The sequence below is a fragment of the Muricauda brasiliensis genome, from assembly GCF_003057865.1.
In the GTDB taxonomy this organism is placed as follows: Bacteria; Bacteroidota; Bacteroidia; order Flavobacteriales; family Flavobacteriaceae; genus Flagellimonas; species Flagellimonas chongwuensis.
This window is the reverse complement of the sequence record NZ_QBTW01000003.1, coordinates 244,756-270,138: the sequence shown is the minus strand read 5'-3', so window position 1 is coordinate 270,138 and position 25,383 is coordinate 244,756. Positions and strand designations below refer to the sequence as shown.

27 protein-coding genes are annotated in these 25,383 nt (G+C 40.6%); 14 read left to right on the top strand and 13 right to left on the bottom strand.

All coding sequences use genetic code 11. The features are described 5' to 3' along the window. Positions 1–14: 14 nt before the first annotated feature. On the bottom strand, positions 15–488 hold the full coding sequence (locus DCK90_RS02955; protein WP_108244680.1) for a DUF6495 family protein: 474 nt from the start codon (positions 486–488) through the stop codon (positions 15–17). A 196-nt stretch (positions 489–684) separates the two neighbouring features. On the opposite strand from DCK90_RS02955, the gene DCK90_RS02950 reads away from it, so the two are divergent. After that, positions 685–1,110, top strand: a complete 426-nt coding sequence (locus DCK90_RS02950; RefSeq protein WP_159075748.1) for a DUF4168 domain-containing protein — start codon at positions 685–687, stop codon at positions 1,108–1,110. Between the two features lie 76 nt (positions 1,111–1,186). Here the strand turns inward: DCK90_RS02950 and rplI are convergent, their stop codons facing one another. The 3 genes from rplI to rpsF are packed head-to-tail and all read right to left on the bottom strand — an operon-like array spanning position 1,187 to position 2,292. Continuing rightward, complete coding sequence (rplI, locus tag DCK90_RS02945) at positions 1,187–1,639, bottom strand: 50S ribosomal protein L9 (RefSeq protein ID WP_108244678.1); 453 nt, start codon at positions 1,637–1,639, stop codon at positions 1,187–1,189. 13 nt (positions 1,640–1,652) lie between these two features. Next, on the bottom strand, positions 1,653–1,949 hold the full coding sequence (rpsR, locus tag DCK90_RS02940) for a 30S ribosomal protein S18 (protein WP_106145737.1): 297 nt from the start codon (positions 1,947–1,949) through the stop codon (positions 1,653–1,655). A gap of 4 nt (positions 1,950–1,953) precedes the next feature. Beyond that, entirely contained in the window at positions 1,954–2,292 is a 339-nt protein-coding gene (rpsF, locus tag DCK90_RS02935) for a 30S ribosomal protein S6 (protein ID WP_014031369.1), read from the bottom strand. A gap of 234 nt (positions 2,293–2,526) precedes the next feature. Here rpsF and DCK90_RS02930 point away from each other — a divergent pair, with 234 nt between their 5' ends. Further along, complete coding sequence (locus DCK90_RS02930) at positions 2,527–3,219, top strand: LytR/AlgR family response regulator transcription factor (protein ID WP_108244677.1); 693 nt, start codon at positions 2,527–2,529, stop codon at positions 3,217–3,219. Here the strand turns inward: DCK90_RS02930 and priA are convergent, their stop codons facing one another. The 4 genes from priA to nadC are packed head-to-tail and all read right to left on the bottom strand — an operon-like array spanning position 3,220 to position 7,948. Next, entirely contained in the window at positions 3,220–5,679 is a 2,460-nt protein-coding gene (gene priA, locus DCK90_RS02925) for a replication restart helicase PriA (protein ID WP_108244676.1), read from the bottom strand. Between the two features lie 3 nt (positions 5,680–5,682). Then, positions 5,683–6,132, bottom strand: coding sequence for a DUF2147 domain-containing protein (locus tag DCK90_RS02920; protein ID WP_108244675.1), 450 nt, complete (start codon positions 6,130–6,132; stop codon positions 5,683–5,685). Beyond that, positions 6,107–7,090, bottom strand: coding sequence for a YihY/virulence factor BrkB family protein (locus DCK90_RS02915; protein ID WP_108244674.1), 984 nt, complete (start codon positions 7,088–7,090; stop codon positions 6,107–6,109). Before DCK90_RS02915 ends, DCK90_RS02920 begins: the two co-directional genes overlap by 26 nt. After that, positions 7,091–7,948: a carboxylating nicotinate-nucleotide diphosphorylase gene (nadC, locus tag DCK90_RS02910; RefSeq protein WP_108244673.1), complete on the bottom strand. Its 858-nt coding sequence runs from the start codon at positions 7,946–7,948 to the stop codon at positions 7,091–7,093. Between the two features lie 92 nt (positions 7,949–8,040). On the opposite strand from nadC, the gene rlmH reads away from it, so the two are divergent. Then, a complete protein-coding gene (gene rlmH, locus DCK90_RS02905) occupies positions 8,041–8,514 on the top strand; it encodes a 23S rRNA (pseudouridine(1915)-N(3))-methyltransferase RlmH (RefSeq protein ID WP_108244672.1) in 474 nt (157 codons plus the stop codon). 100 nt (positions 8,515–8,614) lie between these two features. On the opposite strand, the gene serA is transcribed toward rlmH, so the two are convergent. Beyond that, positions 8,615–10,507: a phosphoglycerate dehydrogenase gene (gene serA, locus DCK90_RS02900; protein ID WP_108244671.1), complete on the bottom strand. Its 1,893-nt coding sequence runs from the start codon at positions 10,505–10,507 to the stop codon at positions 8,615–8,617. A 159-nt stretch (positions 10,508–10,666) separates the two neighbouring features. After that, on the bottom strand, positions 10,667–11,119 hold the full coding sequence (locus tag DCK90_RS02895; protein WP_108244670.1) for a methyltransferase family protein: 453 nt from the start codon (positions 11,117–11,119) through the stop codon (positions 10,667–10,669). 61 nt (positions 11,120–11,180) lie between these two features. Between DCK90_RS02895 and DCK90_RS02890 the strand changes: the two genes are divergently transcribed. From DCK90_RS02890 to DCK90_RS02875, 4 genes are all read left to right on the top strand, one after another. Continuing rightward, positions 11,181–11,762, top strand: coding sequence for a non-canonical purine NTP diphosphatase (locus DCK90_RS02890; RefSeq protein WP_108244669.1), 582 nt, complete (start codon positions 11,181–11,183; stop codon positions 11,760–11,762). Between the two features lie 146 nt (positions 11,763–11,908). Beyond that, entirely contained in the window at positions 11,909–13,669 is a 1,761-nt protein-coding gene (locus tag DCK90_RS02885) for a DEAD/DEAH box helicase (protein WP_108244668.1), read from the top strand. Positions 13,670–13,744: 75 nt separating this feature from the next. Beyond that, on the top strand, positions 13,745–14,527 hold the full coding sequence (locus tag DCK90_RS02880; RefSeq protein WP_108244667.1) for a carboxypeptidase-like regulatory domain-containing protein: 783 nt from the start codon (positions 13,745–13,747) through the stop codon (positions 14,525–14,527). Between the two features lie 97 nt (positions 14,528–14,624). Continuing rightward, the gene (locus DCK90_RS02875) at positions 14,625–16,307 is read left to right on the top strand and encodes an alpha-amylase family glycosyl hydrolase (protein WP_108244666.1); all 1,683 of its coding nucleotides are present in this window, start codon (positions 14,625–14,627) and stop codon (positions 16,305–16,307) included. A gap of 3 nt (positions 16,308–16,310) precedes the next feature. Here DCK90_RS02875 and DCK90_RS02870 read toward each other — a convergent pair whose 3' ends face one another. The 3 genes from DCK90_RS02870 to DCK90_RS02860 are packed head-to-tail and all read right to left on the bottom strand — an operon-like array spanning position 16,311 to position 17,920. After that, the gene (locus DCK90_RS02870) at positions 16,311–16,691 is read right to left on the bottom strand and encodes a VOC family protein (protein WP_176620249.1); all 381 of its coding nucleotides are present in this window, start codon (positions 16,689–16,691) and stop codon (positions 16,311–16,313) included. A gap of 3 nt (positions 16,692–16,694) precedes the next feature. Next, a complete protein-coding gene (locus tag DCK90_RS02865) occupies positions 16,695–17,222 on the bottom strand; it encodes an SRPBCC family protein (RefSeq protein ID WP_108244665.1) in 528 nt (175 codons plus the stop codon). 44 nt (positions 17,223–17,266) lie between these two features. Then, positions 17,267–17,920 (bottom strand): TrmH family RNA methyltransferase, encoded by a 654-nt coding sequence (locus DCK90_RS02860; protein WP_108244664.1) that lies wholly within the window; start codon positions 17,918–17,920, stop codon positions 17,267–17,269. A 94-nt stretch (positions 17,921–18,014) separates the two neighbouring features. Here DCK90_RS02860 and DCK90_RS02855 point away from each other — a divergent pair, with 94 nt between their 5' ends. The 7 genes from DCK90_RS02855 to DCK90_RS02825 all read left to right on the top strand — a co-directional run bounded on the left by DCK90_RS02855 (position 18,015) and on the right by DCK90_RS02825 (position 25,374). Beyond that, positions 18,015–19,697 (top strand): CocE/NonD family hydrolase, encoded by a 1,683-nt coding sequence (locus DCK90_RS02855; RefSeq protein WP_108244663.1) that lies wholly within the window; start codon positions 18,015–18,017, stop codon positions 19,695–19,697. Positions 19,698–19,762: 65 nt separating this feature from the next. Further along, positions 19,763–20,770, top strand: a complete 1,008-nt coding sequence (locus tag DCK90_RS02850) for a glycoside hydrolase family 43 protein (RefSeq protein ID WP_108244662.1) — start codon at positions 19,763–19,765, stop codon at positions 20,768–20,770. An 83-nt stretch (positions 20,771–20,853) separates the two neighbouring features. Then, the gene (locus tag DCK90_RS02845) at positions 20,854–21,303 is read left to right on the top strand and encodes a DUF305 domain-containing protein (protein ID WP_108244661.1); all 450 of its coding nucleotides are present in this window, start codon (positions 20,854–20,856) and stop codon (positions 21,301–21,303) included. Positions 21,304–21,343: 40 nt separating this feature from the next. Continuing rightward, positions 21,344–23,101, top strand: coding sequence for an FAD/NAD(P)-binding protein (locus DCK90_RS02840; protein ID WP_108244660.1), 1,758 nt, complete (start codon positions 21,344–21,346; stop codon positions 23,099–23,101). 231 nt (positions 23,102–23,332) lie between these two features. Next, entirely contained in the window at positions 23,333–24,088 is a 756-nt protein-coding gene (locus DCK90_RS02835; RefSeq protein WP_108244659.1) for a DJ-1/PfpI family protein, read from the top strand. A gap of 21 nt (positions 24,089–24,109) precedes the next feature. Further along, the gene (locus DCK90_RS02830; RefSeq protein ID WP_108244658.1) at positions 24,110–24,805 is read left to right on the top strand and encodes an SIR2 family NAD-dependent protein deacylase; all 696 of its coding nucleotides are present in this window, start codon (positions 24,110–24,112) and stop codon (positions 24,803–24,805) included. Beyond that, a complete protein-coding gene (locus DCK90_RS02825) occupies positions 24,802–25,374 on the top strand; it encodes an adenylosuccinate lyase (RefSeq protein WP_108244657.1) in 573 nt (190 codons plus the stop codon). The genes DCK90_RS02830 and DCK90_RS02825 overlap by 4 nt, the downstream gene beginning before the upstream one ends. Positions 25,375–25,383: the final 9 nt, after the last annotated feature.

The following is a 25,383-nucleotide window of genomic DNA, read 5'->3' as shown; positions in this document are numbered from 1 at the left end:
ATATACGCTTTTGGTCAGTGTTCCATAATCTGGTCAAACCACTGGTACAACTCTCCTTTAGTGATAACGGCACCTTGTTTAATGATTTCAAACTTGTCCACATTTTTATCTTCCCCATAAGCCTTGGAAGCCGATAGATATTCCACAAAATCAGATTGGTAGTTACGCTTGAACCAGCCAAAACCTATCTCGGTCCTCAAATCGATTTCAGGGTTTAAAATCTTGACAGAGAGCAACTTCATTTCCTTCTCCGTAAGATGGAAAAGATGCATATGTTTTTCCGATACATTTTCAAGATACTCGACCTTGTTCAATACACCTTCCCAGATAAGGTCGCTAAAAACGTCGATTTCTTCCTCTGCCACCTCTGGTTTTTCCCTTTTTAGGTTTTCCCACTCATCGGCTGTGATGGATTGGGTTGCCAAAAAGTTGATAAACTCCGGGTGTAGCTCTTCTAATTGCTCTTTTGTCAAACGTCTGTACTTCATCCTGCAAAAATAAAAAGGCTTATGATAAGCACCGAATTTATGGCGGAGAATTATTCGATTGTACCTTCAGCTTTAAGTATATATTAACCTCTATTCTTTGGTAAGCCCTTATAAATACTTTAGCTTCGGAAATTAACATGTATTAAAAGAAGATAAAATGACATTTTTAAAATCGATGAAAACGTTCATGGTTTGCATGGCAACCCTTGGTGCGACCGTTTTTTCCCAAATCAACGCGCAAGAGCAGGTAGAGGTTAGCGACACAGAACTGAACAAGATAGCTTCTGCTTTCCAGGATATCCAGAAAGTGAATATGGAAGCACAGCAAAAAGTAATGAAAACTGTGGAAGAAAGTGGTTTTGAAGCCAATAGGTTTAACGAAATGTACCAAGCAGCGGCTTCTCCCGAAAAAACTGTGGATGCCAGTGACGAAGAAAAAGAGCGTTTTGGCAAGTTAATGAACGAAATACAGGAGATGCAGGTAGGTTTTACCCAGCAAATCGAGCAAATTATAAGTAATGAGGGGTTAAGTATGGAAAGGTACCAAACCATAGCCATGGCATTGCAAAGTGATACCGAACTTCAGGGACGATTAAGAGCGGCTTTGGAACAGCAGCAATAGCCTGTTGGTCTTAAATAATATCATAAAAAAACCCGAGCAAATTGCTCGGGTTTTTTTGTTTAATGTATTATGAAGTTTAGTTAGCTTCCGCAACTACTTCAAAAGGGAATTCTACTACAACTTCCCTGTGCAATCTAATAATAGCCTCGTAAGGACCAGTTCTTTTGATAGCCCCACCTTTAATATTGATGAATTTCCTATCGATTTGTTGTCCTTCTTTGTCCAAAGCAGCAGCAAGGTCGATATTGGTAACAGAACCGAACAATTTATCTCCGGCACCTGCCTTTGCAGCAATCTTAATCTCCAATTGCTTCAATGCATCGGCAATTTTGGTAGCCTCGTCAATAACTTTTTTCTCCTTGTGAGCTCTTTGCTTAAGGTTTTCTGCCAAAACTTTTTTGGCCGAAGGTGTAGCCAAATCGGCCAAACCTTGAGGGATAAGGAAGTTTCTGCCGTAACCGTTCTTTACGGTAACGATATCATCCTTAAATCCCAAATCCTGTACATCTTCTTTTAGAATAAGTTCCATTCTCTGGTGTTTTTTATTTCAACATATCGCCAACATACGGCATTAACGCTAGGTGACGGGCACGTTTAACGGCCTGTGCCACTTTTCTCTGGTATTTCAAAGAAGTACCTGTTAGTCTTCTTGGAAGCAATTTACCTTGCTCGTTCACCAACTTCATCAAGAAATCAGGATCTTTGTAGTCAATATACTTGATACCTGATTTTTTGAACCTACAATACTTCTTTTGCTTGTTGGTCTCAATGTTAAGCGGGGTCAAATACCTGATTTCCCCGTCTTTTTTTGCTTTTGCTTGTTGCTCAATAGATGCCATACCCTTATGCCTTTGCTTTTAGTTTGTTTCTTCTTTTCTCCGCCCAAGCAATTGCATGCTTGTCCAATTTAACGGTCAGAAAACGCATAATGCGCTCATCTCTTCTAAATTCCAATTCGTAAGGGCCGATGGCCTCACCTGGAGCTTGGAATTCGAACAAGTGGTAAAATCCACTTTTCTTGTGCTGAATGGGATAGGCCAATTTTTTAAGTCCCCAATCTTCTTTGGAGACCATTTTGGCACCATTCTTAATCAAGAAATCCTCAAATTTCTTGACTGTTTCCTCTATCTGTGTTTCAGACAGAACGGGATTCAAAATGAAAACAGTTTCGTAATGGTTCATTATAATATATTTTTAAAGGAGCGCAAAATTAATAATATTTCTTTCTCCTTGCAAGAAAAGTAAAAAAACTTCGTTTAAGTACATGAGTTATCAACATTAAAAACCTTTTAAACCTAAATAACACATATGGCAATTTACACAACAAAATAGACCATGTTTACATCTTTTGTTGCTCTTAACCGTGTTTTTTATGTACTTTGCCGATGATTTAAAACCCTACAAATCACCCCATTCATGAAATTAAAAAGTATAATTGTAGACGATTCTTCCATGCAGCGCATGGCCGTTGCGAAATTGGTCAACAATCACCCACACCTAGCTTTGGTTGCTGAGTACAGCAATGCCATTGAAGCCAAAAATGGCCTAAAAAACCACGATATCGATCTTATCTTTTTAGATGTTGAAATGCCGATTATCAGTGGTTTTGACCTATTAGAGGCCCTAGAGAACCCACCACAGGTTATCCTTATTACCGGTAAACCTGATTATGCACTTAAAGCGTTCGATTACGACGTTACCGATTACCTTCACAAACCCATAACCTTGGCCCGTTTTGAAGCTTCCGTAAAAAGAGCCGTTGCCAAATACGAGCAAATGAACAGGGTAGATGAAGACGAGGAACACATCTTTGTAAAGAGTAACCTGAAAAAACGCAAGGTTATCTTGAACGATATTAAATGGATAGAAGCGTTGGGTGATTACATCAAATTGGTGACCGATGAAGCCAATATTGTAATCCTTTCCACTATGAAATCTTTCGAAAAGCAATTGCCTGACGAAAAATTTCTACGTATTCATAAATCTTACATTGTGAATCTGGAGAAAATCGAGAAATTCAACAGCAAAAATGTTGAGGTAGGGGGCAGACAGATTCCTTTAAGTAGAAACAAAAAGACAGAACTGGCGGAAGCCCTGGCAAACGTATAATTATATGTGGTCCACATTGTAGACCAGTCTTACACTTTTATACTTGGAAATAGCATTAAAGGATTTCTCAATTCTTTTAATGCTATTTTTTGTTTGTGCCAAAGGCTGTTTTTGAGGAATCTTGATCATTATATTTTTCAGATAATCCCTTCGGATTCGAGCCACAGGAGGGTACTCTGGACCAAGAATGTTACGGCCGAGCACATTTCGCAAAGAACCCGCCAACCAATCCGAAGCCTCGTTCAATTTATTGAAATCCTTGTCCTTTAAAGTAATTTTAATGAGCCTCACCAAAGGCGGATACTTAAACTGTTCCCTCTCGTAAAACTGTTCCTCAAACATTTTATCGTAATTGTTCGTGGTCACCTGCTGTAGAATTTGATGGTACGGATTGTAGGTCTGAATAAGCACCTTGCCCCGTTTTTGGGTACGCCCTGCCCTACCGGCCACCTGCGTCAACATTTGAAAACTACGTTCATGAGCACGAAAATCGGGAAAATTGAGCATGGAATCAGCGTTCATTATACCTACCAAGCTTACATTTCTAAAATCCAATCCTTTGGTCACCATCTGTGTGCCCACCAAAATATCCATTTCTTGATTTTCAAAAGATGAAATGATTTTTTCATAAGCATATTTGCCACGTGTGGTGTCCAAATCCATACGTCCCACCGAAACATCGGGAAACAACTGCTCTAACTCCTGTTGGATCTGTTCCGTACCAAAACCTTTGTTGTCCAAAGTTGAACTACCACAGGCCAAACAGGCCTGTTGCAATGCCATATGGTAACCGCAATAATGGCAACGCAGTTGATTTCTGTGTTGGTGATAGGTTAAACTGACATCGCAGTTTGGGCATTGTGCCACATGGCCACAGGTAGTGCATTCGACAACCGGAGCAAAACCCCTCCTATTCTGAAAAAGAATAATCTGCTCCCCTTCTTCCAATGCTTCCGTAATCGCTTTGATAAGGATTTCCGAAAAATGCCCTTTCATCCTACGTTTACGTGTGGCCTCCTTGATATCCACCAAGTTGATGTCCGGCATCAATACTTCACCATATCTCTGAGAAATGCTGGCGTAGCCATATTTACCGGTTTTAGCATTGAACATACTCTCAATACTTGGTGTGGCAGAGCCCAAGACTATATGAGCCTTGTGCAATGAAGCCAAAACCACGACGGCATCCCTGGCATGGTAACGAGGAGCAGGATCAAATTGTTTAAAGGAAGTTTCGTGCTCTTCATCCACGACCACTAAACCCAACTTGGTAAACGGAAGGAATAAAGATGAACGTGCACCAATTACAATCTGCGCCTTTTCAGCGTTCTCCAACACGTTGTTCCACACCTCTACCCTCTCGTGAATACTATATTTTGAATGATAAACGGATACTTGATGGCCAAAGTAATGCCTCAGTCTATTGATCAATTGTGAGGTCAATGCTATTTCCGGGAGCAAATACAAGGCTTGTTTGCCTTCCTCCAAACATTTTTGAATCAGTTTTACATATACTTCTGTTTTTCCCGATGATGTAACTCCATGCAACAAAACAGGTTTTTTCTCTGAAAAGCCATCATTGATAGCTCCCAAAGCCTGATGCTGATATTCATTTAAATCCACATGTTTGGATGCTTCGGAACGCTCATCGAACTCTACCCTATCTTTTCGGATATGGTATTCATCCAGAATGTGTTTGTCGATAAGTGATTTTATCACCGCTCTGGATGCCCTGCTCTCTTCTTCCAATTCGGCAATGGCAATGGGTTTGTTTCCTTTTTTTGATTTCAGTTGAAAAAGGGACAGTACTACTTGACTTTGCTTGGGTGCCCGGGTAAGTTCGTTCAATAGGTCGGCCAACTGTTCCTCATCATCATATTTTTCCGAAAGCTTTACATATCGGACCAACTTAGGCTTGTATTGTTCGTATAATTCTTCTTTTTGAAGCACAACCCCTTTGTGGACAAGCGTATTGATGAGCTTCAATACATTTTTCTTATCAACGATATCGCTGACCTCGGAAATTTTTAAAGCGGTTTGATGCTGAAGCGCCTCGAAGACCAAAAATTCGTCGTCGGTAAGTTCTGCTTCGTCAACATCAGCTTTTTTATTGGGCAAAATCAGTGTTTCGCTTTCCAACATAAAAGCACTCGGCAGGGCACTCCTAATGACTTCTCCCAAAGTGCACATGTAATATTTGGCCACCCATTCCCAATGCTTCAACTGCACTTGGGTCACAACAGGTTGTTCATCAAGAATTTGATAAATTTCTTTGGGTTCGTAGGCTTCGGGGGCATTCTGGTGCACCCTATAGGCTAACGCAGTATATATTTTTGATTTACCAAAAGGAACGGCCACGCGCATTCCTCCCTCTATATAATCCGCTTCAGCCTGGGTAATTTTATATGTGAAGAGTCTTTCCAAAGGAATGGGAAGAACAACATCCAAAAAATAATCCATACATTAATTCTCTTCTACCCTATGCCATGTTTGGGTGCGGTGCAAAAATGCCAAATATCCTCTTACCTTCAATCGATTTTCGTTATCCTCATCCAACCATACCTTTCCCCGAAAAGTCATTGCCTGTTCTGGGTCAAATAGACTATCGCCTTTGTAGACACCATCTTTATGTTCCTCAAAATCATCCATGATCTTCATGCCGAGAATCGGTTTGTTCTTCTTCTCGCCATCACATTTAGTACATAGGGCACCTTTTTTACCTTCTTCCAAAATTTTTACCACCTTGGCATGGAGCATCCCATCCTCCTTATAGATTTCGATAATGGCCTTTTCCACGCCATTTCTATCATCGATGGTCTTCCACTTTCCAAAAACGGTTTGCGAGCATGTTATCTGGCAAAACAGAAAACACAGTGGATATATCCAATTATTCCTCATTTTTCTGCCTTTCATGACGTTTTTTTAGTGAGTTTAAGGTTGCGTTCAGTTCAAAACCCAATAATAAGATATTGGAATTTAACCAAATAAACACCATTAAAATCAATAATCCGCCCAATGCTCCATAAAGTTCATTATATCGGGCAAATTTATCTACGTAAATACCGAAAAGATAGGACGTGAGGAGAAACAAGAGAGTTGTCATTAAGGCTCCTGCTGAAAAAAAACGGGCATTTCTCCCCTCAGCAGTTCCAAAATAGTACAGTATCGCAGTTGTTAAATAAGATAGAAACAAGAAAAACAGCACTTTGGCGATTTGTATGCCCACTGTATCCCCTTTTTCCACATCGTAGTCCACCAGTCTTCTTCCGAGATACTCGCTGGTGTATTCCACAATGTAAAATTCGAAATACACAAAGGCAACGGCCCCCACAATCAATAAAATGGAAAGAATCAATCCCACCATAAGCGCATAGGCATATTGACGAAAAAAGTTACGGGTAAGCTCTACGTGGTACGAATTCTCGAACCCTCCAAAAATGGCATTTACGCCATTGGCTACCAAAAAAATGGACAAAATAAAAGCGGATGACAATAAGCCTCCCTGCTTTTGGTCTTTGATCTGTTGATATATCTCCCCAAAATAGTCACTCGTAGCCGAAGGCAAGAAAGACTCCAAAAAGTCCAAAAATTGGGCGTCAAAATTAGCATTGCCGACACTTACATACGGAATTATAAAAGGAATCAGCGTCACCATAAAGATAAGCAACGGAAACAATGCCAAAAACAGGCTAAAAGCGATGGAACTGGCTCTTGATGAGAGAGTTCCTTTTACGATTCCAACCAGATACATTTCAACAAGGTCATACAAAGAGAGCCCTTCAAAAGCTTTGAGCTTTATCTTTTTCATGAATCGGACAAACCAATTAATGACAGGTATTTTTTCTAACTGCTCTTCGATGCCTGCTGACATTTAAACGGCTTTTAGGCTTAAATCCATATTGTAAACGGAATGGGTGAGGGCGCCAGAGGAAATATAATCCACGCCACATTCGGCATATTTCCGAATCGTGTCCTCGGTGATTCCCCCCGAAGACTCGGTAAGACACCTATCTCCTATTCTTTTGACGGCCTCTCGGGTCTCGTCGTAATCAAAATTATCCAAAAGGATACGGTAGACGCCTTCGGATTTCAATATTTCATCTACCTCTTCCAAATTTCTGGCTTCTACTATAATTTTTAGGTCTTTCCCGTTTTCTTTTAAATATTCCTGTGTTTTTTGAATGGCCTTTGTAATTCCTCCTGCGAAATCAATGTGATTATCCTTCAACATAATCATATCATACAAGGCAAACCTATGGTTCTCTCCTCCTCCAATCTTTACAGCCCACTTTTCCAAGGCACGTATACCCGGAGTAGTCTTGCGTGTGTCCAAAATTTTGGTCTCAGTTCCATCCAGAAGGGACACAAAATCTTGGGTCTTGGTAGCAATGGCACTCATACGTTGCATAGCGTTGAGCACGAGCCGTTCTGCCTTTAAAATGCTTTGGGAGCTGCCCTCCACATAAAAAACGATGTCTCCGTACTTCACCTGCGCACCGTCATCCAGTAAAACCTCCATAGTCAGGTCTGGGTCGATATAGTTGAATACTTTTTTGGCAAATGCTACCCCAGCGATCACACCTTCATCTTTTACAAGAAGTTTTGCCTTTCCTTGTGCGGACGGGGGAATGCAAGCCAAGGAGCTATGGTCTCCATCACCAACGTCCTCTCTTACGGCATTGGCAATGATCAAATCCAGTTCGTTTTGAAATTGTTCTTCGGAAATCATCCAATTGAGCTTTTAACGAAAATAGTAAAAACATTGTTCGTTGTCCATGACTTCCGTGCCCATAATTTAAACCGAAACGTTTATTTTTGGGCATGCAGATTACTTTGATTGCCATTGGAAAAACCGATAAGTCTGAACTTGAAGAACTTATAACTGTTTACGAGAAACGGCTAAAGCATTATATTAAGTTTCAAATTGACATTATTCCGGACATAAAAAACCGTAAAAATCTTTCCGAAGCTCAGCAAAAGGATAAGGAAGGTGAACTTATTTTAGGACAGCTTCAACCTACGGACACTTTAATTTTACTCGACGAAAAAGGCAAACAATACAGTTCGATGGACTTTGCCCAATTTCTTCAAAAAAAGATGAACAGCGGCATTAAAAACTTGGTTCTTGCTATTGGAGGCCCTTATGGATTTAGTTATGCCGTCTACGCCAAGAGTTCGGGCAAAATAAGTTTGTCCAAAATGACCTTCTCCCACCAAATGGTACGATTGTTCATTGTGGAACAAATTTATAGGGGATTCACCATTCTCAGGAACGAACCCTATCATCATCAATGAATTGGATAAAAGACCGCTACGCTTTAAGAGACAAGACAAAAGACTTTTTCCTGATTATTTGATCATTACATCTTGGCTCTTTACCCTTATGTCTAAGAAACTAGTAAAGCACCCTAAACTTGATGGTGTTCTCAATTTTCTTGAGCGCCTTGATTACGTCTTTATCATATTCCTTGTCCAAATCGGTGATCACATAACCCACTTCACTATCGGTAGAAAGATACTGACCAGAAATGTTCAGCCCGTATTGTGCCAATATCTCATTGATTTTGGCCATAATGCCGGGAACATTTCTATGAATATGCAAGAAACGATGAGCTTTGTTCTGTTTGGGCAATCGAATATTTGGAAAGTTCACTGCATCTACGGTATTTCCCGTATTGATGTAATCCATGATTTTATTAGGCACAAAGTCCGCGATGTCACGTTGTGCCTCCTCGGTACTACCACCAATATGTGGGGTAAGTATAACGTTGGAAAGGCCTTGCAAAGGGGTTTCGAACTCACCGTTGCTACGTGGCTCGGAAGGATATACATCTACTGCCGCGCCACCCAATTTTCCGCTTTTTAGGGCAGAGGCCAAAGCATCAATATCAACAACAAAACCTCTGGATAGGTTGATGAGCTTTGCTCCATCCTTCATTTGGTTGATCTCACGCTCACCAATGAAGTTTTTATTGGCTTTATTGTCATCCACATGCAGGGTAACCACATCGGAAACATTCAGCAAATCTTCCAAGGTGTTACATTTTACGGCGTTTCCAATAGCCAACTGGTCATCAACATCATAATAATAGACTTTCATTCCCATGGCCTCGGCCAAAACCGACATTTGCTTACCAATGTTACCGTAACCTACAATTCCAAGGTTTTTACCACGGACTTCTTGTGATCCTGCCGCAGTCTTGTTCCATTCACCGTTGTGGATTTCAGTACTTCTTGGGAAGATACTGCGCATCAACATAATAATCTGCCCTATCGCAAGCTCCACTACGGAACGGGTGTTGCTATATGGTGCATTGAAGACAACAACGCCCTTCTTTTTACTGTAATCTAAATCTATTTGGGTGGTTCCGATGCAAAATGCACCTACCACCAATAGTTTATCGGCCGCATCCAAAACTTTTTGGGTCACCTGTGTTTTGGATCTGATTCCAAGTACGTGAACTCCTTTGATGCGCTCAATAAGTTCATCTTCGGAAAGACTGGTTTTGATCAGCTCTACTGAAAATCCTTCTTCCGAAAGATTGTCAAAAGCTGCAGTGTGAACATTTTCCAGTAAAAGGATCTTAATTCTATTCTTGGGGTATGATAAGTTTCTTGGCAAATCGTTTATGTATAAAAATTCATCTAAATTCGGTGTCACGTGGTCGGCATTATTCGTCGCCTTTTCGCGATGCACGTTTTCGGTGTAGGCGAAAAACTTATGGGCAATTCCGGCCTCGCGCATTACATAATCGCTGTAGCCGTCGCCAATTACTTGGACCTCGCCTTCCAAGCCCAAATTCTTTAAACATTCTATTTTTCCGTTGTGTGCGGCCAAAACATTTGTTTCGTCAAAACCGATAATATTTCCGTCGGCATCAAACTTAAATGTGTTGGCATACACCCTGTCGGATGGAATGTTGTATTCTTCAACAATGGGATCGATAAATTCCTTGAAGCCGCAAGAAATCACATAGATGTCTTCTGCAAACTCATGAAAAAACTGCTTGTTCGACTCTATCGATTTTGAGATTTTTTGCCGGAGCTCTTTTACCAAGTCCTCTAAATCACTCTTATTGGCGCTTAACAACCGAATTCTTCGCTCCAAGGATTCCGTGAAAGAAATATCCCCATCTATTCCTAAATTGGTGATTTTCTGTATCTCCGCCACAATTTCATCTCTTTTTGGATTGCCTTGAAGGGTCATTTCAGCCAAAACATCCAACGCCTCAACACGTGTGAGCGTACTATCAAAATCGAACACATATTTGCGTCCTGTCTCTACCATGGGTCGTTTCAAAAAAAATTAAAGTGTAAAATTAAACATTAATTCTATCCTTAGAATCGGAAGTTGCTAAAAACCTTACACATTTACGGATAAATCAAAAAACTATTACGATTTGTTTTAAATGAGACCCAAAAAAGTGAATTTTTCAATTTCCTTTTCTTAAAACCACCGTCTTGTGAGCTTGCAATAGATGTTATATTCTTGACCAAAGACTTTTTTAAGAGCCTCTTCTTCGGGTTTGATCTGAAAATGGTTCATGTAAGAAACAAAACCCGCTGCAACCAAAGTATTGAACGCGTTTCCCAGATGGAGACCATAGGCCAACAAAAAAAGCAACATGCCCAAATACATGGGGTTACGCGTAAAATTATAGATGCCATTGGTGACCAATTCGGATGCTTTACTTGGATTCAATGGGTCCGTCGTAGTTTTTTTTATTACAAACTGAATCACGGAAATCAAAATTACTGCTATACCAAGACCAAAAAGCACCATCATAAGCCAGTGTTTCCCGAAAAAATCGAACTCACCAACCGGTAAGAATCTGTCCAAAACATACATAAAACCTCCAAAAATCAACATCACCAAAGCAGGTGGCACTTTCATTTTCATAGAAACTTGGTTAAAACTCGAAATTACTACTTTTGAAACTCAAAATAGAACCCTTTTTGATTTGAAATTAGTTTTTGCCACGCATAATGACCATAAGTTGAAGGAAGTTCAACAATTGCTTCCCAAAACCATTGAACTATTATCCTTAAAGGATATTGAGTGCTTCGACGAAATTCCAGAAATCGGAGATACCCTTGAGGAAAACGCCAAAATCAAGGCGGATTTTGTAACCCGCACCTATGGTTTGGATTGCTTTTCGGACGACACAGGTTTGTTGGTCGATGCCTTGAATGGAGCTCCAGGAGTCTACTCCGCAAGATATGCAGGGGAACAAAAGAATGCCGAGGATAATATGACTAAGTTATTATCCGAGTTGGAAGGTGAAAACAACCGCTCAGCACACTTTAAAACCGTGGTTCATTTAAACCTAAAAGGCGAAAGTTTCACATTTGATGGCATTGTTGAAGGACAAATTACCTCGGAACAGTATGGAGAAGGTGGTTTTGGCTACGACCCCATTTTTAAACCTGATGGTTACGACAAAACCTTTGGGGAACTGTCTCCCGAGACCAAAAACGCTATCAGTCACCGAGGTAGGGCCGTACAAAAATTGGTGGAGTTCTTAAAAAAGAAGGCAACTTAGCTTGCACCGATCAAAATAAGTGTACCTTTGCCGCTTTATTAACGCCGCCGGTATGGGCAAGGTGTTGTGATGGGCTTGAACGGGAAATACTAAAAATCGCTCTATACAACACAAACATATTTGCGATTTAAGGTATTTACACCGCTATGACAAAATTTGAAGCCTTGGGGTTGGACAAACCCCTATTGGATGCTATTTCCGACCTTGGATTTGAATCCCCCTCTGAAGTACAAGAAAAATCAATCCCAATTTTATTAGATCAAGAAACCGATTTGGTTGCCTTGGCTCAAACAGGAACGGGTAAAACCGCTGCGTTTGGATTTCCAATGATCCAAAAGATCCAATCGGAAAGCAGAACCACCCAAGGATTGATTCTATCTCCCACTAGGGAACTCTGTTTACAGATTACCAACGAATTAAAACTTTATTCTAAATACGTAAAAGGACTCAATGTTGTCGCTATTTATGGTGGCGCCAGCATTACTGAACAGGCCAGACAGATAAAAAGAGGGGCTCAGATTGTTGTTGCCACTCCTGGTCGAATGAAGGATATGATCGGCCGAAACATGGTAGACATTTCCAAAATTGATTATTGCGTATTGGACGAAGCCGATGAAATGTTGAACATGGGCTTCTATGAAGATATCAAGGACATTTTGTCCAACACTCCGCAAGAAAAATTCACTTGGCTTTTTTCAGCGACCATGCCCAAGGAAGTGGCCACAATCGCTAAAAAGTTCATGCACAAACCTGTTGAAATTACTGTGGGAACAGTAAATGCAGGTGCTTCAACTGTACAGCACGAGTATTATGTGGTAGGCGGTCGTGACCGCTACGCTGCCCTTAAACGTTTGGCAGATGCCAATCCAGGAATTTTTTCTGTAGTGTTCTGTAGAACCAAAAGAGACACTCAACGTGTTGCCGAAAAATTGATTGAAGATGGTTATAATGCCGGTGCCTTGCATGGAGATTTAAGCCAAAATCAGCGTGATTTGGTGATGAACTCGTTCCGTAAAAAGCAGGTGCAGATGTTGGTCGCTACCGACGTTGCCGCCCGTGGTATCGATGTGGATGATGTAACCCACGTAATCAACTATCAATTACCTGACGAGATCGAAACCTACACCCACCGAAGTGGACGTACGGGACGTGCCGGGAAGTCTGGAATTTCCATGGTCATCATTACTCGTTCGGAATTGAGAAAAATCAAGGCCATTGAAAGTAAAATCAAGCAGGATTTCATCAAGAAAAATATTCCTGATGGTATTGAAATCTGCGAGATTCAATTGTACCACTTGGCCAACAAAATCAAGGACACCAAGGTCAATCAAGAAATTGACAGCTACCTTCCTGCCATTAACGATGTTTTGGAAGGTATTGATCGCGAAGAGCTTATCAAAAAAATATTCTCCGTAGAATTCACTCAATTCTACAATTATTATAGCAAGACCAAAGACCTTAATAGTCAAGATGCCGATAGAGGAAATGGTACATCCAAAGGTGATATACCAACGGAAGGTTCCGTTCGATACTTTATCAATGTTGGGGAGCGCGATGGTTACGATTGGATGAGCCTGAAAGATTTCCTTCGTGATACCTTAAACTTGGAAAAAGAAGATGTCTACAATGTGGATACCAAGGATTCTTTCTCCTTTTTTAATACAGATGCCCAGCTTACTGAATTTATCCTTCAGACCTTCACCGACTTTAAATTGGAAGGACGCTTCATAAATGTGGAAGTTTCCAAAAATCCAGGCGCTGGCGGAGGTGGAAAAGGTGGCAAAAAACGTCGTGGTCGTAAAGGCGGTGGCGGCGGTAACCGAAGAGGTGGTAACAAGTCATATAAAGGAGGAAAAAAAGGAGGCTACGGTAAAAAAGGAGGTAAGAAAAAACAGGGCTTTTATTAGTTAATTCTATATTAAATGGTAAGTCCCTCCTATTTATTTTTCTTTGTTTAGTATTTTTATACCTACAAAGATTGCATGAGAAGAGTACTACTTATACTATTGTCCCTATTTCCATTACTTGGTGTATCGCAAATTGAAGGCGATGAAGCTCAAGAGGTAAGGGATTTTACCGCTACGGTAATCAATGCCCAAACGGAATATCCCTTGGAAAGTGTGCACGTGGTTAACCTTAATCAAGTTAAAGGAACCATTACCAATCAGGATGGAAAATTTACCATTCCTGCTGCGGTAAATGATACGCTATACTTCTCCTATCTCGGTTTTAAAACTCAAAAAGTGAGGGTCACCAACGATATGTTCCGATTTGGAGATACCGAAATTGCCCTTACCGAACTGGCCTATGCACTCGAAGAAGTGGTGGTAACCCCGTATCAACTTACCGGATATTTGGAAATAGATGTAAAGAACCTTCCGGTAAACAATGCATATCAGTATAGTATCTCCGGATTGAACACCAGTTACGAGGCTGGTAACAAAAGTCCAAGTGCCGTTACCAAAGTGCTGGGCGCTATTCTTAACCCTGCCGACTTGTTGCGTAACCTTTTTGGCAAAAAACCAAGGCAGATGCGCAAGCTTCGCCAAATTAAGGAAGATGACAATATCCGAGATCTTTTGGCCTCAAAATTTGACAGGGAGACCCTTACCGAGCTCCTTCAATTGGAAAAAGTGGATATTGAGGACATCCTAAACAACTGTAACTATTCAAAATCCTTTATTAAAACAGCGAACGATCTTCAAATTTTAGATGCGATTTCGAGCTGCTACGAAGAATATAAAGTACTTAACCGTACTCAATAATCACCACGATAATATTAGTCTCGGGTTGTTTAAAGTGGATATAAATAAATTTTATATTTACCAAGGCATTTTATAGCTTTAAACAAATTCCCAATTCATGAAAAAACTCCTTGTTGTTTTGTTCTCGATACCCTTATTTATTGGCTGCAAAAAAGTTAAAAAAGAGCAGGAAATTACACAGGTAGTTGTGGAGGAAGCCCCAAAAAAGGAGGTGCCCTTTGTTTGGAAAGGTGCCAATATTTATTTCTTGTTGACCGATCGCTTCAATAATGGAAACCCCAACAACGACATCAACTTTGACCGAACCGAGGAAACCGCTGTTCTGAGGGGATTTGAAGGAGGAGATATCCAAGGAATTACAAAAAAAATTGAAGAAGGATATTTTACGGATCTGGGAATCAACGCAATCTGGTTTACACCGATAGTAGAGCAGATTCATGGTGGGACCGACGAGGGAACTGGGAAAACTTATGGCTATCATGGCTATTGGACAAAAGATTGGACCGCTATCGACCCTAATTTTGGAACAAAAAACGACCTTTCCAAACTCGTAAAAACAGCACATAGCAAAGGAATTCGGGTGATTATGGATGTAGTCCTCAACCATACCGGGCCCGTTACGGACAAAGACCCTGTTTGGCCAGACGATTGGGTAAGAACCGGACCCACTTGTGAATTTACAACCTATGAGAACACCACGGAATGTACGCTTGTAGCAAATTTACCCGATATTCTTACCGAATCCGACGAACCCGTAGAACTGCCCGATGCTCTCTTGGCAAAATGGAAAGATGAAGGCCGTTTGAGCAAGGAACTCGATGAACTCCAGTTGTTTTTTGAACGTACGGGCTACCCAAGGGCCCCACGCTACTACATTATCAAATGGCTTACAGATTACATTAACGAATTTGGGGTTGACGGCTTTCGAGTTGACACCGTAAAACATGTCAATGAAAATGCTTGGGCCGACCTCCATAAAGAGGCGGACTACACTTTTGAAATGTGGAAAAAGAAACATGAAAACAGCGTATTGGACGACAATCCTTTTTACATGGTCGGGGAAGTCTACAATTATGGCATATCCAGTGGAAGAGATTTTGATTTTGGGGACAAGAAAGTGGATTTCTTTGATTATGGATTCAAAAGTCTTATCAACTTTGAGCTAAAGTATGATGCGGACAATGATTATGAAAGCATTTTTAAAAAATACAGTAAGTTACTCCATACCAAATTACAGGATAAAAGCGTACTCAATTATTTGACCTCACATGATGATGGTGCTCCGTATGATAAGGACAGAACAAAACCATTTAGAACCGCCAACGTGCTGTTGCTAACCCCAGGGGCATCACAGATATATTATGGTGATGAAACAGCACGCAGCTTGACCATTGAGGGAGCAGAAGGCGACGCTACCCTACGCTCCTTTATGAACTGGCAGGATTTGGACAGCTTGCCCGAAACCAAAAAAATACACGAGCATTGGCAAAAGCTGGGGCAGTTTAGGGCCAATCACCCCGCTATCGGTGCCGGCAAGCACAAACGTTTGGCCAAATCACCCTATGTATTTTCCAGAACATATGAAAAAGGAGATTACCGTGATAAGGTGGTGGTTGGGTTAGATTTGCCAAAAGGTAAAAAGTCACTATGGGTAAAGGGCTTTTTTGGGGACGGTACCATATTGTACGACACCTACTCCGATACCGAGGTTACCGTAGCCAATGGAAAAGTTATTCTGGAAAATGATTTTGATATTGCCCTGCTGGAACTGGTTGAGTGATCTTTATTGTCTAGAATGAAGTGCAATTCGATTGCCCTCTGAATCCAAAAACACGGCCATATAACCTATTTCCTTGTTTATTTGGGTCTTGGACTGAACAATTTTTCCGCCGTTCTGTTCAATACGGTCAAGTTCGTTCTGAACATCCAAGCTATTAAAGTATATCAATGTTCCCACACTATCACTGGGTTTGTACCAATCCTTGTTTTGGATTAACGAACCTGCAGCCCCAGGTTTTCCATGATCCGCAGGAAACCAGCCCATTTTTGTGCCCCCAAAATCCTGTAAACTTATCTCTACCTTAAAAACGGCTTCATAAAACGTTTTGGCTCGTTCCATATCTGCAACCGGAATCTCAAACCAACCAACCATATTGTATTCCATAACTCAATTGCTTTCTAAAATTTCTTTCAAACTTGCCAATCCTTCTTCAAAATCCTTTCCCACGGCCTTATCCATGCTCATGAACAGCATCATAATACTCATTGGGAATACATTCTTTCCTGAAAAACCCCAGATAACCTTGGTTCTATCACTGCCGACCTCTACGGTTTCTATATAAGCATCCGATGTGGATTTAAACGGCTTTAAAAACCTGAGTTCGGTTTCAATACGTTTGCCTTCAACAATTTTGGTTATTTCCTGCTCCCCTTCTCCTACTTCTTTATTCCCTTTCCAATAGCTAATTGCACCCACTTGACCATCTGTTCCTGTAAATTCCTGATGCATATTGGGGTCACGTTTTCCCCATGGCGACCACTTATCCTGATTTTTTAAAGATTTGAGATATTCAAAAACAACATTTTTGGGCCGTTTAATTTCGATGGAACGGGAAACATTATAGTTTTTTGGTGCAATGGCGGCCAGCAGAAGTACCAAGGCCAGTACCGCTACGATAATATAAAGGACTAACATAATTACGTAATTGATTGATTAACAACTAAAAGTACAAAAATAATTTACTCTACCAGATATCTTTTTATGATACCATTGACGTCCTTTATCGATTTTTTGGTCCAATCCAATCGTTTTTCAAGCATCTCTATATCAGATAATTGCCAATCCACATGGGAATTCCGCACTTTTTGGGCCAGTTGCTGTATGATGATAGCTGCGGATACGGAAACATTCAAACTCTCCGAAAAGCCCACCATCGGGATTTTTAAAAACCCATCTGCTTGTTGCATAACCTCTTCGGACAATCCCTTTCTCTCAGTTCCAAAAAAGATGGCGCATTTTTGTTTCGGAAAAAAATCGGGAAGCAATGTGGAATCGTTGTGGGGCGTGGTAGCGATAATTCGATAACCATCTTCCCTCAATGTAGAAATACAATCCGTAACCGTTTTATAACGATACACATCCACCCATTGTTCGGCTCCCATGGCAATATTCTTGTCCAAACGTTTGCCAAAACGATTTTCTACCACATGAAGGTCCTGCACGCCAAAGGCATCACAGCTGCGTAGAATGGCACTGGTATTGTGTAGTTGATACACATCTTCAACTGCAATGGTAATATGTCGCGTTCGTTGTTGAAGAACATCCAAAAAACGTTGTTTGCGTTCTTCTGTGAGGTAAGTTTCCAGATATGTCAACAAATCATCATCAAACATAAAACCAAGATAGGAAAAATTGGAATTTCTATTTCTTGAAAGATGGAATTGCTATCTTAGGTTCTGCCATTAATTGACAAGCATTAAAAACTTAATGAGAAAACTCATATTTATCCTGATTTTCCTTTGCGGTTTCTCTGCAATATTTGCCCAAAATTCGATACAAAACAACAATGTTTACAATATTCAGGACAGCGTATCCATACCAACCCGTGACTATATTGATATTTCTGCAACAATAGTCCAAAACAAAAAGAACAAGACGCCTCTGCCCGCAATACTATTTTACACCACTTATCACCAGGGGGAATCGGACCAATACTTTGCTAAACTATCTGCGGACAAGGAATATGTTGGTGTGGTTGCCTATGCACGTGGAATAAGGACGGATGTAAAGAATTATGCGCCTTATGAACATGAAGCTACAGATATTTATGATATCATTGAATGGATAAGCAAGCAACCGTGGTGCAATGGAGATGTTGGTATGTACGGCGGAAGCTACACCGGTTTTTCGCAGTGGGCAGCCATGAAGAGCCCCCACCCTGCATTAAAAACAATTGTTCCACAAGTAGCTGTGATGCCTGGTTACGACACTCCCATGGAAAACAACGTACAAATGAATCTAGGCCTCTACTGGCCCCATGCCAATATCTACAAAAAGGAGCCTATAAGAAGAAGTCTGCCTTTTGAATGGTTTGAAAACGGCATTGCTTTTAAAAGCATGGACAGCTTGGCCGGATATAAAAATTTTATTTTTCAAAAGTGGTTATCACACCCATCATATGATGAGTACTGGCAATCCATGGTACCTACACCAGAAGAATATGCCAATATCGACATACCCATTTTAACGACAACCGGCTACTATGATGACTCACAAGTCGGGGCTCTCCAGTACTTTAAAAATCATAATAAGTACAATATAAATCCTGAACACTATTTGGTGATAGGCCCATATGATCATTGGGGCGCCCAACGAAAACCATCCCAAGACCTGATGGGCTATAAAATCGATAGCGTGGCCAACATCAATATGATGGAATTGGCATATAGCTGGCTGGATTATATTTTAAAGGGCAAAACCAAGCCAGAAATTTTAAAGGACAAGGTAAACTACCAGGTAATGGAAACCAATCTCTGGAAACATGCGCCTTCCTTGGGAAAAATAAACAACGATACCTTGACACTTTATTTGGATGATACTTCTTTGAATACCCAGAAACCCCAGAAGAAGTCATTCAAAAAACAAACCGTGGACTTTGCCGATAGAGAAAATCAAAATAACTATTACACGCCTCAAATTATTTTTGATTCTCTTGATGCAAGCGGGGGACTTATCTTCAAAACCTTGCCTTTTGAAACAGAATTTTCTATAAATGGCTCATTTAGCGGAAACTTGTCCGTGACCATGAATAAAAAGGATATGGATGTTTCTTTGGCCCTGTACGAGCTGAAGCCTGATGGTAATTACTTTTTTCTTACGCGGTATGTCGGTAGGGCAAGTTATTCCCAAGACCCTACAAAAAGGAATCTCTTGGTTCCGTATCAAAAAGAAAATATAGCTTTTGCCAATACACGATTTGTAAGTAAAAAAATTGGTAAAGGCAGCCAACTTGTTATATTGCTTAATATTAACAAACATCCTTTTGAGATTATAAACTACGGTTCTGGCAAACCTGTTTCGGAAGAAACCATAAAAGATGCGCATGAACCATTGCAAATAGACTGGCATAATGATAGTTACATAAAAATACCTGTATGGAAAAATCATTAAAGACCCGTTGACAAACAACAAACAAGAAAATCACTAGTACTACTTATAAATATTAAAAAACAACCATGCACCTCAAAATTATTCTAACCACACTCCTTGCTGTATTAACCTTGCCTCTAATAGCCCAAAATCAAGAACAAAAAGGCAACAACCCAATTTTTGATGGCTGGTATGCCGACCCCGAAGGAATCGTCTTTGGAGATACCTATTGGGTCTACCCCACCTTTTCGGATGATTACGATAAGCAACTTCATTTTGATGCCTTTTCCTCAAAAGATTTAGTAAATTGGGAAAAGCACGAACGTATTTTGGACACAACCAAAATCAAATGGTTGAGACAGGCACTTTGGGCTCCTTCAATCATTGAAAAAGATAGCAAGTACTACCTATTCTTTGGTGCCAACGACATTCAACGGCCCGGAAGAAGCTCCTACGACCCCAATAACGACATCAACCATTATGGAGGCATTGGTGTGGCCGTTGCGGATAACCCTGCCGGACCTTTTGAAGATTATTTGGGTGAGCCATTGATTTCCGGCTTCTATAACGATGCACAACCTATCGACCAATTTGTTTTTAAGGATGTGGACGGCACCCATTATTTCTTCTATGGTGGATGGAGCCATTGCAACTTAGGAAAACTCAACGAAGATTTCACGGGCTTTGAGCCTTGGGACGATGGAAGCCTGTTCAAGGAAATCACCCCAGAAGGTTATGTGGAAGGTCCGTTTATGTTTCTGCGCAATGGTATGTATTATTTTATGTGGTCCGAAGGAAACTGGACCGATAGAAGTTACAAAGTGGCCTACGCTATGGCAGATAAGCCAACGGGGCCTTACAATCGTATCGGTACCGTCTTGGAAACAAATGAAGGAGATATCGCCACGGGTGCAGGGCACCATTCCGTAATCAATAAACCGGGAACGGATGAATGGATCATAGTCTATCACCGCAGGCCCATTCCCAACAAAGACCGTGACCATCGCGTAACCTGTATGGACAAAATGGAATTCAATCCAGATGGCACTATAAAACCGATTAAGATAACTTTTGAGGGAATAGGGGCAAACTAATTAGTTTATATCAGTTTTATTGGTGGAGGAAAGGTAAAATCTTTCACAGGAAAGGATTGTAAAAACAACTCAATAAAATTGATATGAAAAATTATACCAAATTTACATTGATGCTTATCTGCTCGGCTATATCAATGTACATTACCATGTATTTCAACACCTATGAACTGAGCCATGTTTTTTTTAGTTGGACAAGAATGTACATGACTTTTATTGGTATAGGAGGTATGGCCATTATTATGTTCTTGTTCATGAAAAACATGTATTCGAACAAAACGAAAAATCTAACGATTGTTCTGGGCAGCTTAATACTGATGTCTGTTTCCACATATTTGGTAAGAAAACAAGTTCCCATTGAAGATGTTAAGTGGATGAAGGCCATGATTCCCCATCATTCCATAGCCATTTTGACGAGTACCAGGGCTGAGCTCAAAGACCCTGAAGTAAAACAATTGGCCCAAGAAATTATTGAAGCACAAAGAAAAGAAATCAAGGAAATGAAATTGATGATCAAACGCCTTGACAATGAATAACAACTAATATAAAATATATCTAAAAGTTGGTAGAAACTAAATGGCCGATAAACGCAACCTTGGAATAATAGGAGTTGGTCCACGGGGTGGACACGCCTTGGAGTGCTTGGTCGCTCAATTAATTAAGAAAAATAGTTTTAAAAACTTTAATTTTACCCTCTTTGAGGCCTCCGGGAATTTTGGTGATGGCCATGTGTACGACACCACCCAATCCGGTTCCAATTGGATAAACATCACCGAACGCATCTTGGAACTCAATGAAAGAAAAGAAATCAATGAAAAAGGATTGTCCGTTCCTGCGTTCCCTTCCTATCATGACTGGATAGACCATAATATATCCAAGGAAGTTGATGCCTATCCTCCTCGCCGTAAAATCGGTAAATATCTAAATCAAAGGTTCTGCTCGCTAATTGACCCCTTAGTAGAAAAAGGATACGCCACCTTACATATCGAAGAAGTGCATGAGCTTCAATTCGTAGAAAACAATAAAATCAACATTTGTACAAGCAATAATATCTACAGTGATTTTGACGAAATTTTGCTAACAATTGGGCATCAACCCACCAAAATTTCCGAACAACTTGCCGAATGGAAGGATCATGTAGACAACCACAACGGAATCAGTCTCTTCCAAGACGCCTATCCTCTTTCTAATATCCTATCATGTAAACATCTTGATTCGAAAAGTGTTGTTGCGATAAGAGGTTTTGGTCTTACCATGATTGATGTGGCGAGGCGAATCGGTAAAGAATTTGGAGATTTTCAAATCGAGAACGAAAAAACCCGGAAATGCACTTATGTTCCGACCCAAAAGATTAAAAATCTATTGGTTCCTTTTTCGTTGGATGGTCTACCTCCCGTTCCAAAATCCTTAAATAAAAAAATAGACGATTGGTTTGCACCTTCGGCAACTCAATTGGAAAATTTTGAAATCCTAATCGGAAACAGAAAGACACAGAAAACCGCTGAGAATATTGATTTTCTGCTTGATGCATTCGCCCCGATTGCTGCTGAGATTTTCTTGAAACTGCCAAAGAGTATCAACCCACAACAACTTGAACAACCCAGAATAGAAAGCATCATTAAAAATTGGTTACAAAATCCTACTTTGAATGACCCTGCTATTGTGTCCCAAAACGAATCTGTGGATTCCATGATGAACCTATTTGTGGATATGGCCACTGGCCAGCAAGCAATCAGTTTGGATTTTTGCATTGGACAGGTTTGGCGGCATTGCCAACCTTCGATGTACAAACAACTTTCTTACAATGCATGCTCGGACAATGTGTTTGCCGAGATTGTAATGTTGGATGAGTCTACAAAAAGGTATTCCTACGGACCACCTGTGGAGGCTATTCAACAATTGATTGCTTTAAATAAGGCCGGAGTGTTGAATTTGGATTTTGTGAACAATCCAAAAATTGAAATGGTAAATGAAGGTTGGAGATTAGCAAATTCCAACAAGTTAATAACCGCCAACATTATGGTTGACTCAGTTCTGGACCAGCCCAAAATTAAGGAAGTAACATCTTCCTTAGTAAGAAATATGCTTTCGGACGGGATGATACAAGCGGTTCATGACGAACTAGGTGTTGTAACGGATAATCACGGGTATGTATTGGACTCCTCCGAGAACACCTTGCCCATTGCGTTACTAGGTCGGTTGGCCAAAGGGACTGTTATTGGTGTGGATGCGATACTGGAATGTTTTGGGCCGCGAATCACACAGTGGGCGGAACAAGCTGCAAATAATCATAGTGCATGGATTCAAATGCAAAAATCGGAAGATAACGGATAAAAAGCTGGTAGATTTGGTAAGGCTGAAACTTCATGCAAATCAAAATGTATCCAACAAAAAACCTGAATCCACGAAAATCATTCAAAAATTTGATGGAGCTTATTTGGACACCGCATGCAGATTTTAAAAAATTTATACTTTTCTAAAATGTTCTTAAACCAGTTTAATTTTTATTCAGGTTTTGATAGGTAGCTTTGTGACAGATAAATTAAACCCAATCAAAATAGATATATGAAAACTCCTCTGGTTCTATTGCTCGCTGTTTTACTTTCTAGCTGTAATACCAATAAGTCAAAAAACTCAGTTAATGGCGAAGAATCCGAAAATCAGTCCACCACAATCCAATCGGATACATTGACCAAACACCTAAAACCATTCAAAGAAGACTTGCCCACCATTGGACTTTTAATGTATAACGGAGTGCTTCAAAGTGAAGTTGTAGCAACCTCTGACGTATTTGCAAAACCGACAGCAGATGGAGAACAACTCTTTAACGTAATCACAATAGCCGAGACAGAAAACCCGATAACCACCGAAGAAGGCATGCATTTTATTCCCGATTACACGTTTGACAATTGTCCTAAATTGACCGCATTGTTTGTTCCCAGTGCCTACGATATGTATGCTCAAGTACACAATGAAAAAATTGTGGAATTCATCAAAAGAAAAAATGAAGAAACCCAATACACCGTAAGTAATTGTGCCGGCGCGCAGCTGATTGGTAAATCCGGAATTGCGGACGGCAAGAAAATTGTAACTTGGATAGGTGGTGGTGAACAGCTTCAAAAGGATTATCCCAACCTAAAAGTTCAGAACGATAGTTTGGTAACTTTTGTAAAAGATGGTAAGTTTTACTCCTCCAATGGTAATTTGGCCAGTTATATATCGGCATTGAATCTTTTGGAAACGATGACAAGTAATGAGCATCGGGCATTTGTTGAAAGCTATTTATATTTGGACCGTCTTCAAAACTGGAAAGAAGACTAGTTTTGAAAAAAAGCCAAAAATATGTCCAAACCAAAAATTGTAGTACTCACAGGAGCAGGAATGAGCGCCGAAAGTGGGCTTAAGACCTTTCGTGATGAAAACGGGCTTTGGGAAGGGCATGATGTAATGGAGGTTGCCTCTCCACAAGGGTTTGCCAAAAATCCGGAACTCGTTCTTGAATTTTACAATCAACGAAGACGACAATTATTGGATGTTTCTCCGAACAGGGGACATTTATCCCTGGCAGAACTGGAGCAACGTTTTGATGTGAGCATCGTTACCCAAAATGTGGATAATCTTCACGAACAGGCCGGTAGCTCGCACGTAGTACACTTACACGGGGAATTGTTCAAGGTTAGAAGTACTGTGAATGAAAACCATGTTCTAGATTGGAAAAAGGACTTGGTGTTAGGCGATCTAGACGATAATGGTCATCAATTGCGACCACATATCGTATGGTTTGGTGAAATGGTCCCTATGTTGGAAACTGCGGCCGAGATTACCCAACAAGCAGAGGTTTTGATTATCGTGGGCACTTCAATGCAGGTCTACCCTGCGGCAAGTTTGATTCATTATGCGCCAAAACAAACACCGATATACTTTATTGACCCCAAACCCAATATCAGGTCTGTAGATTTTGATAACCTTACTGTAATACCGAAAACAGCCTCCACCGGAATTCCCGAGCTCGTAAGCCAACTTAACCGCAATACATGACCCGGGAGCAACTCCATATAGTCCTTGATTCCGGTAGAATTTCCAAACAGCAAATTGATGGGTTGGTCCTTCAATTGGAAGATGAGCCCCTGTTGGTCAAAGTGCTTTATCAGAAGGTTTTGATTGAGGACAAAGAGGGTACGTTCAATGCCAGTTGGACCTTTGACCACTTGATGCGAAAAAAACTGAACCTTATCCTTCCGTTTATGGATGACTTCGTCAATGGCCTTTCAGAATTAAAATCCGAATCCTGTATCCGACCCATCGCCCATGTGTGCGAAATGTTATGTGAGGCCTATTTCAAAAAAAAGAATCCAGAGTTTGTTCAAAATATGACCAATGACCACTTGGAAAAAATAATGACCGCTTGCTTTGATTGGCTCATTGGCCCCATGAACATGGCACCTAAGGTTTTTGCCATGACAAGTCTGTACTATCTAGGTCTGAAATTTGATTGGGTCCATCCCGAACTCAAACTAGTTCTGGAAGAAAGCTATGCCAATGGCAGCACTGGATACCAAAACCGGGCAAAAAAAACTCTGGATAAGTTGGCCAAAATGGGTGTCTAAACCGCAACG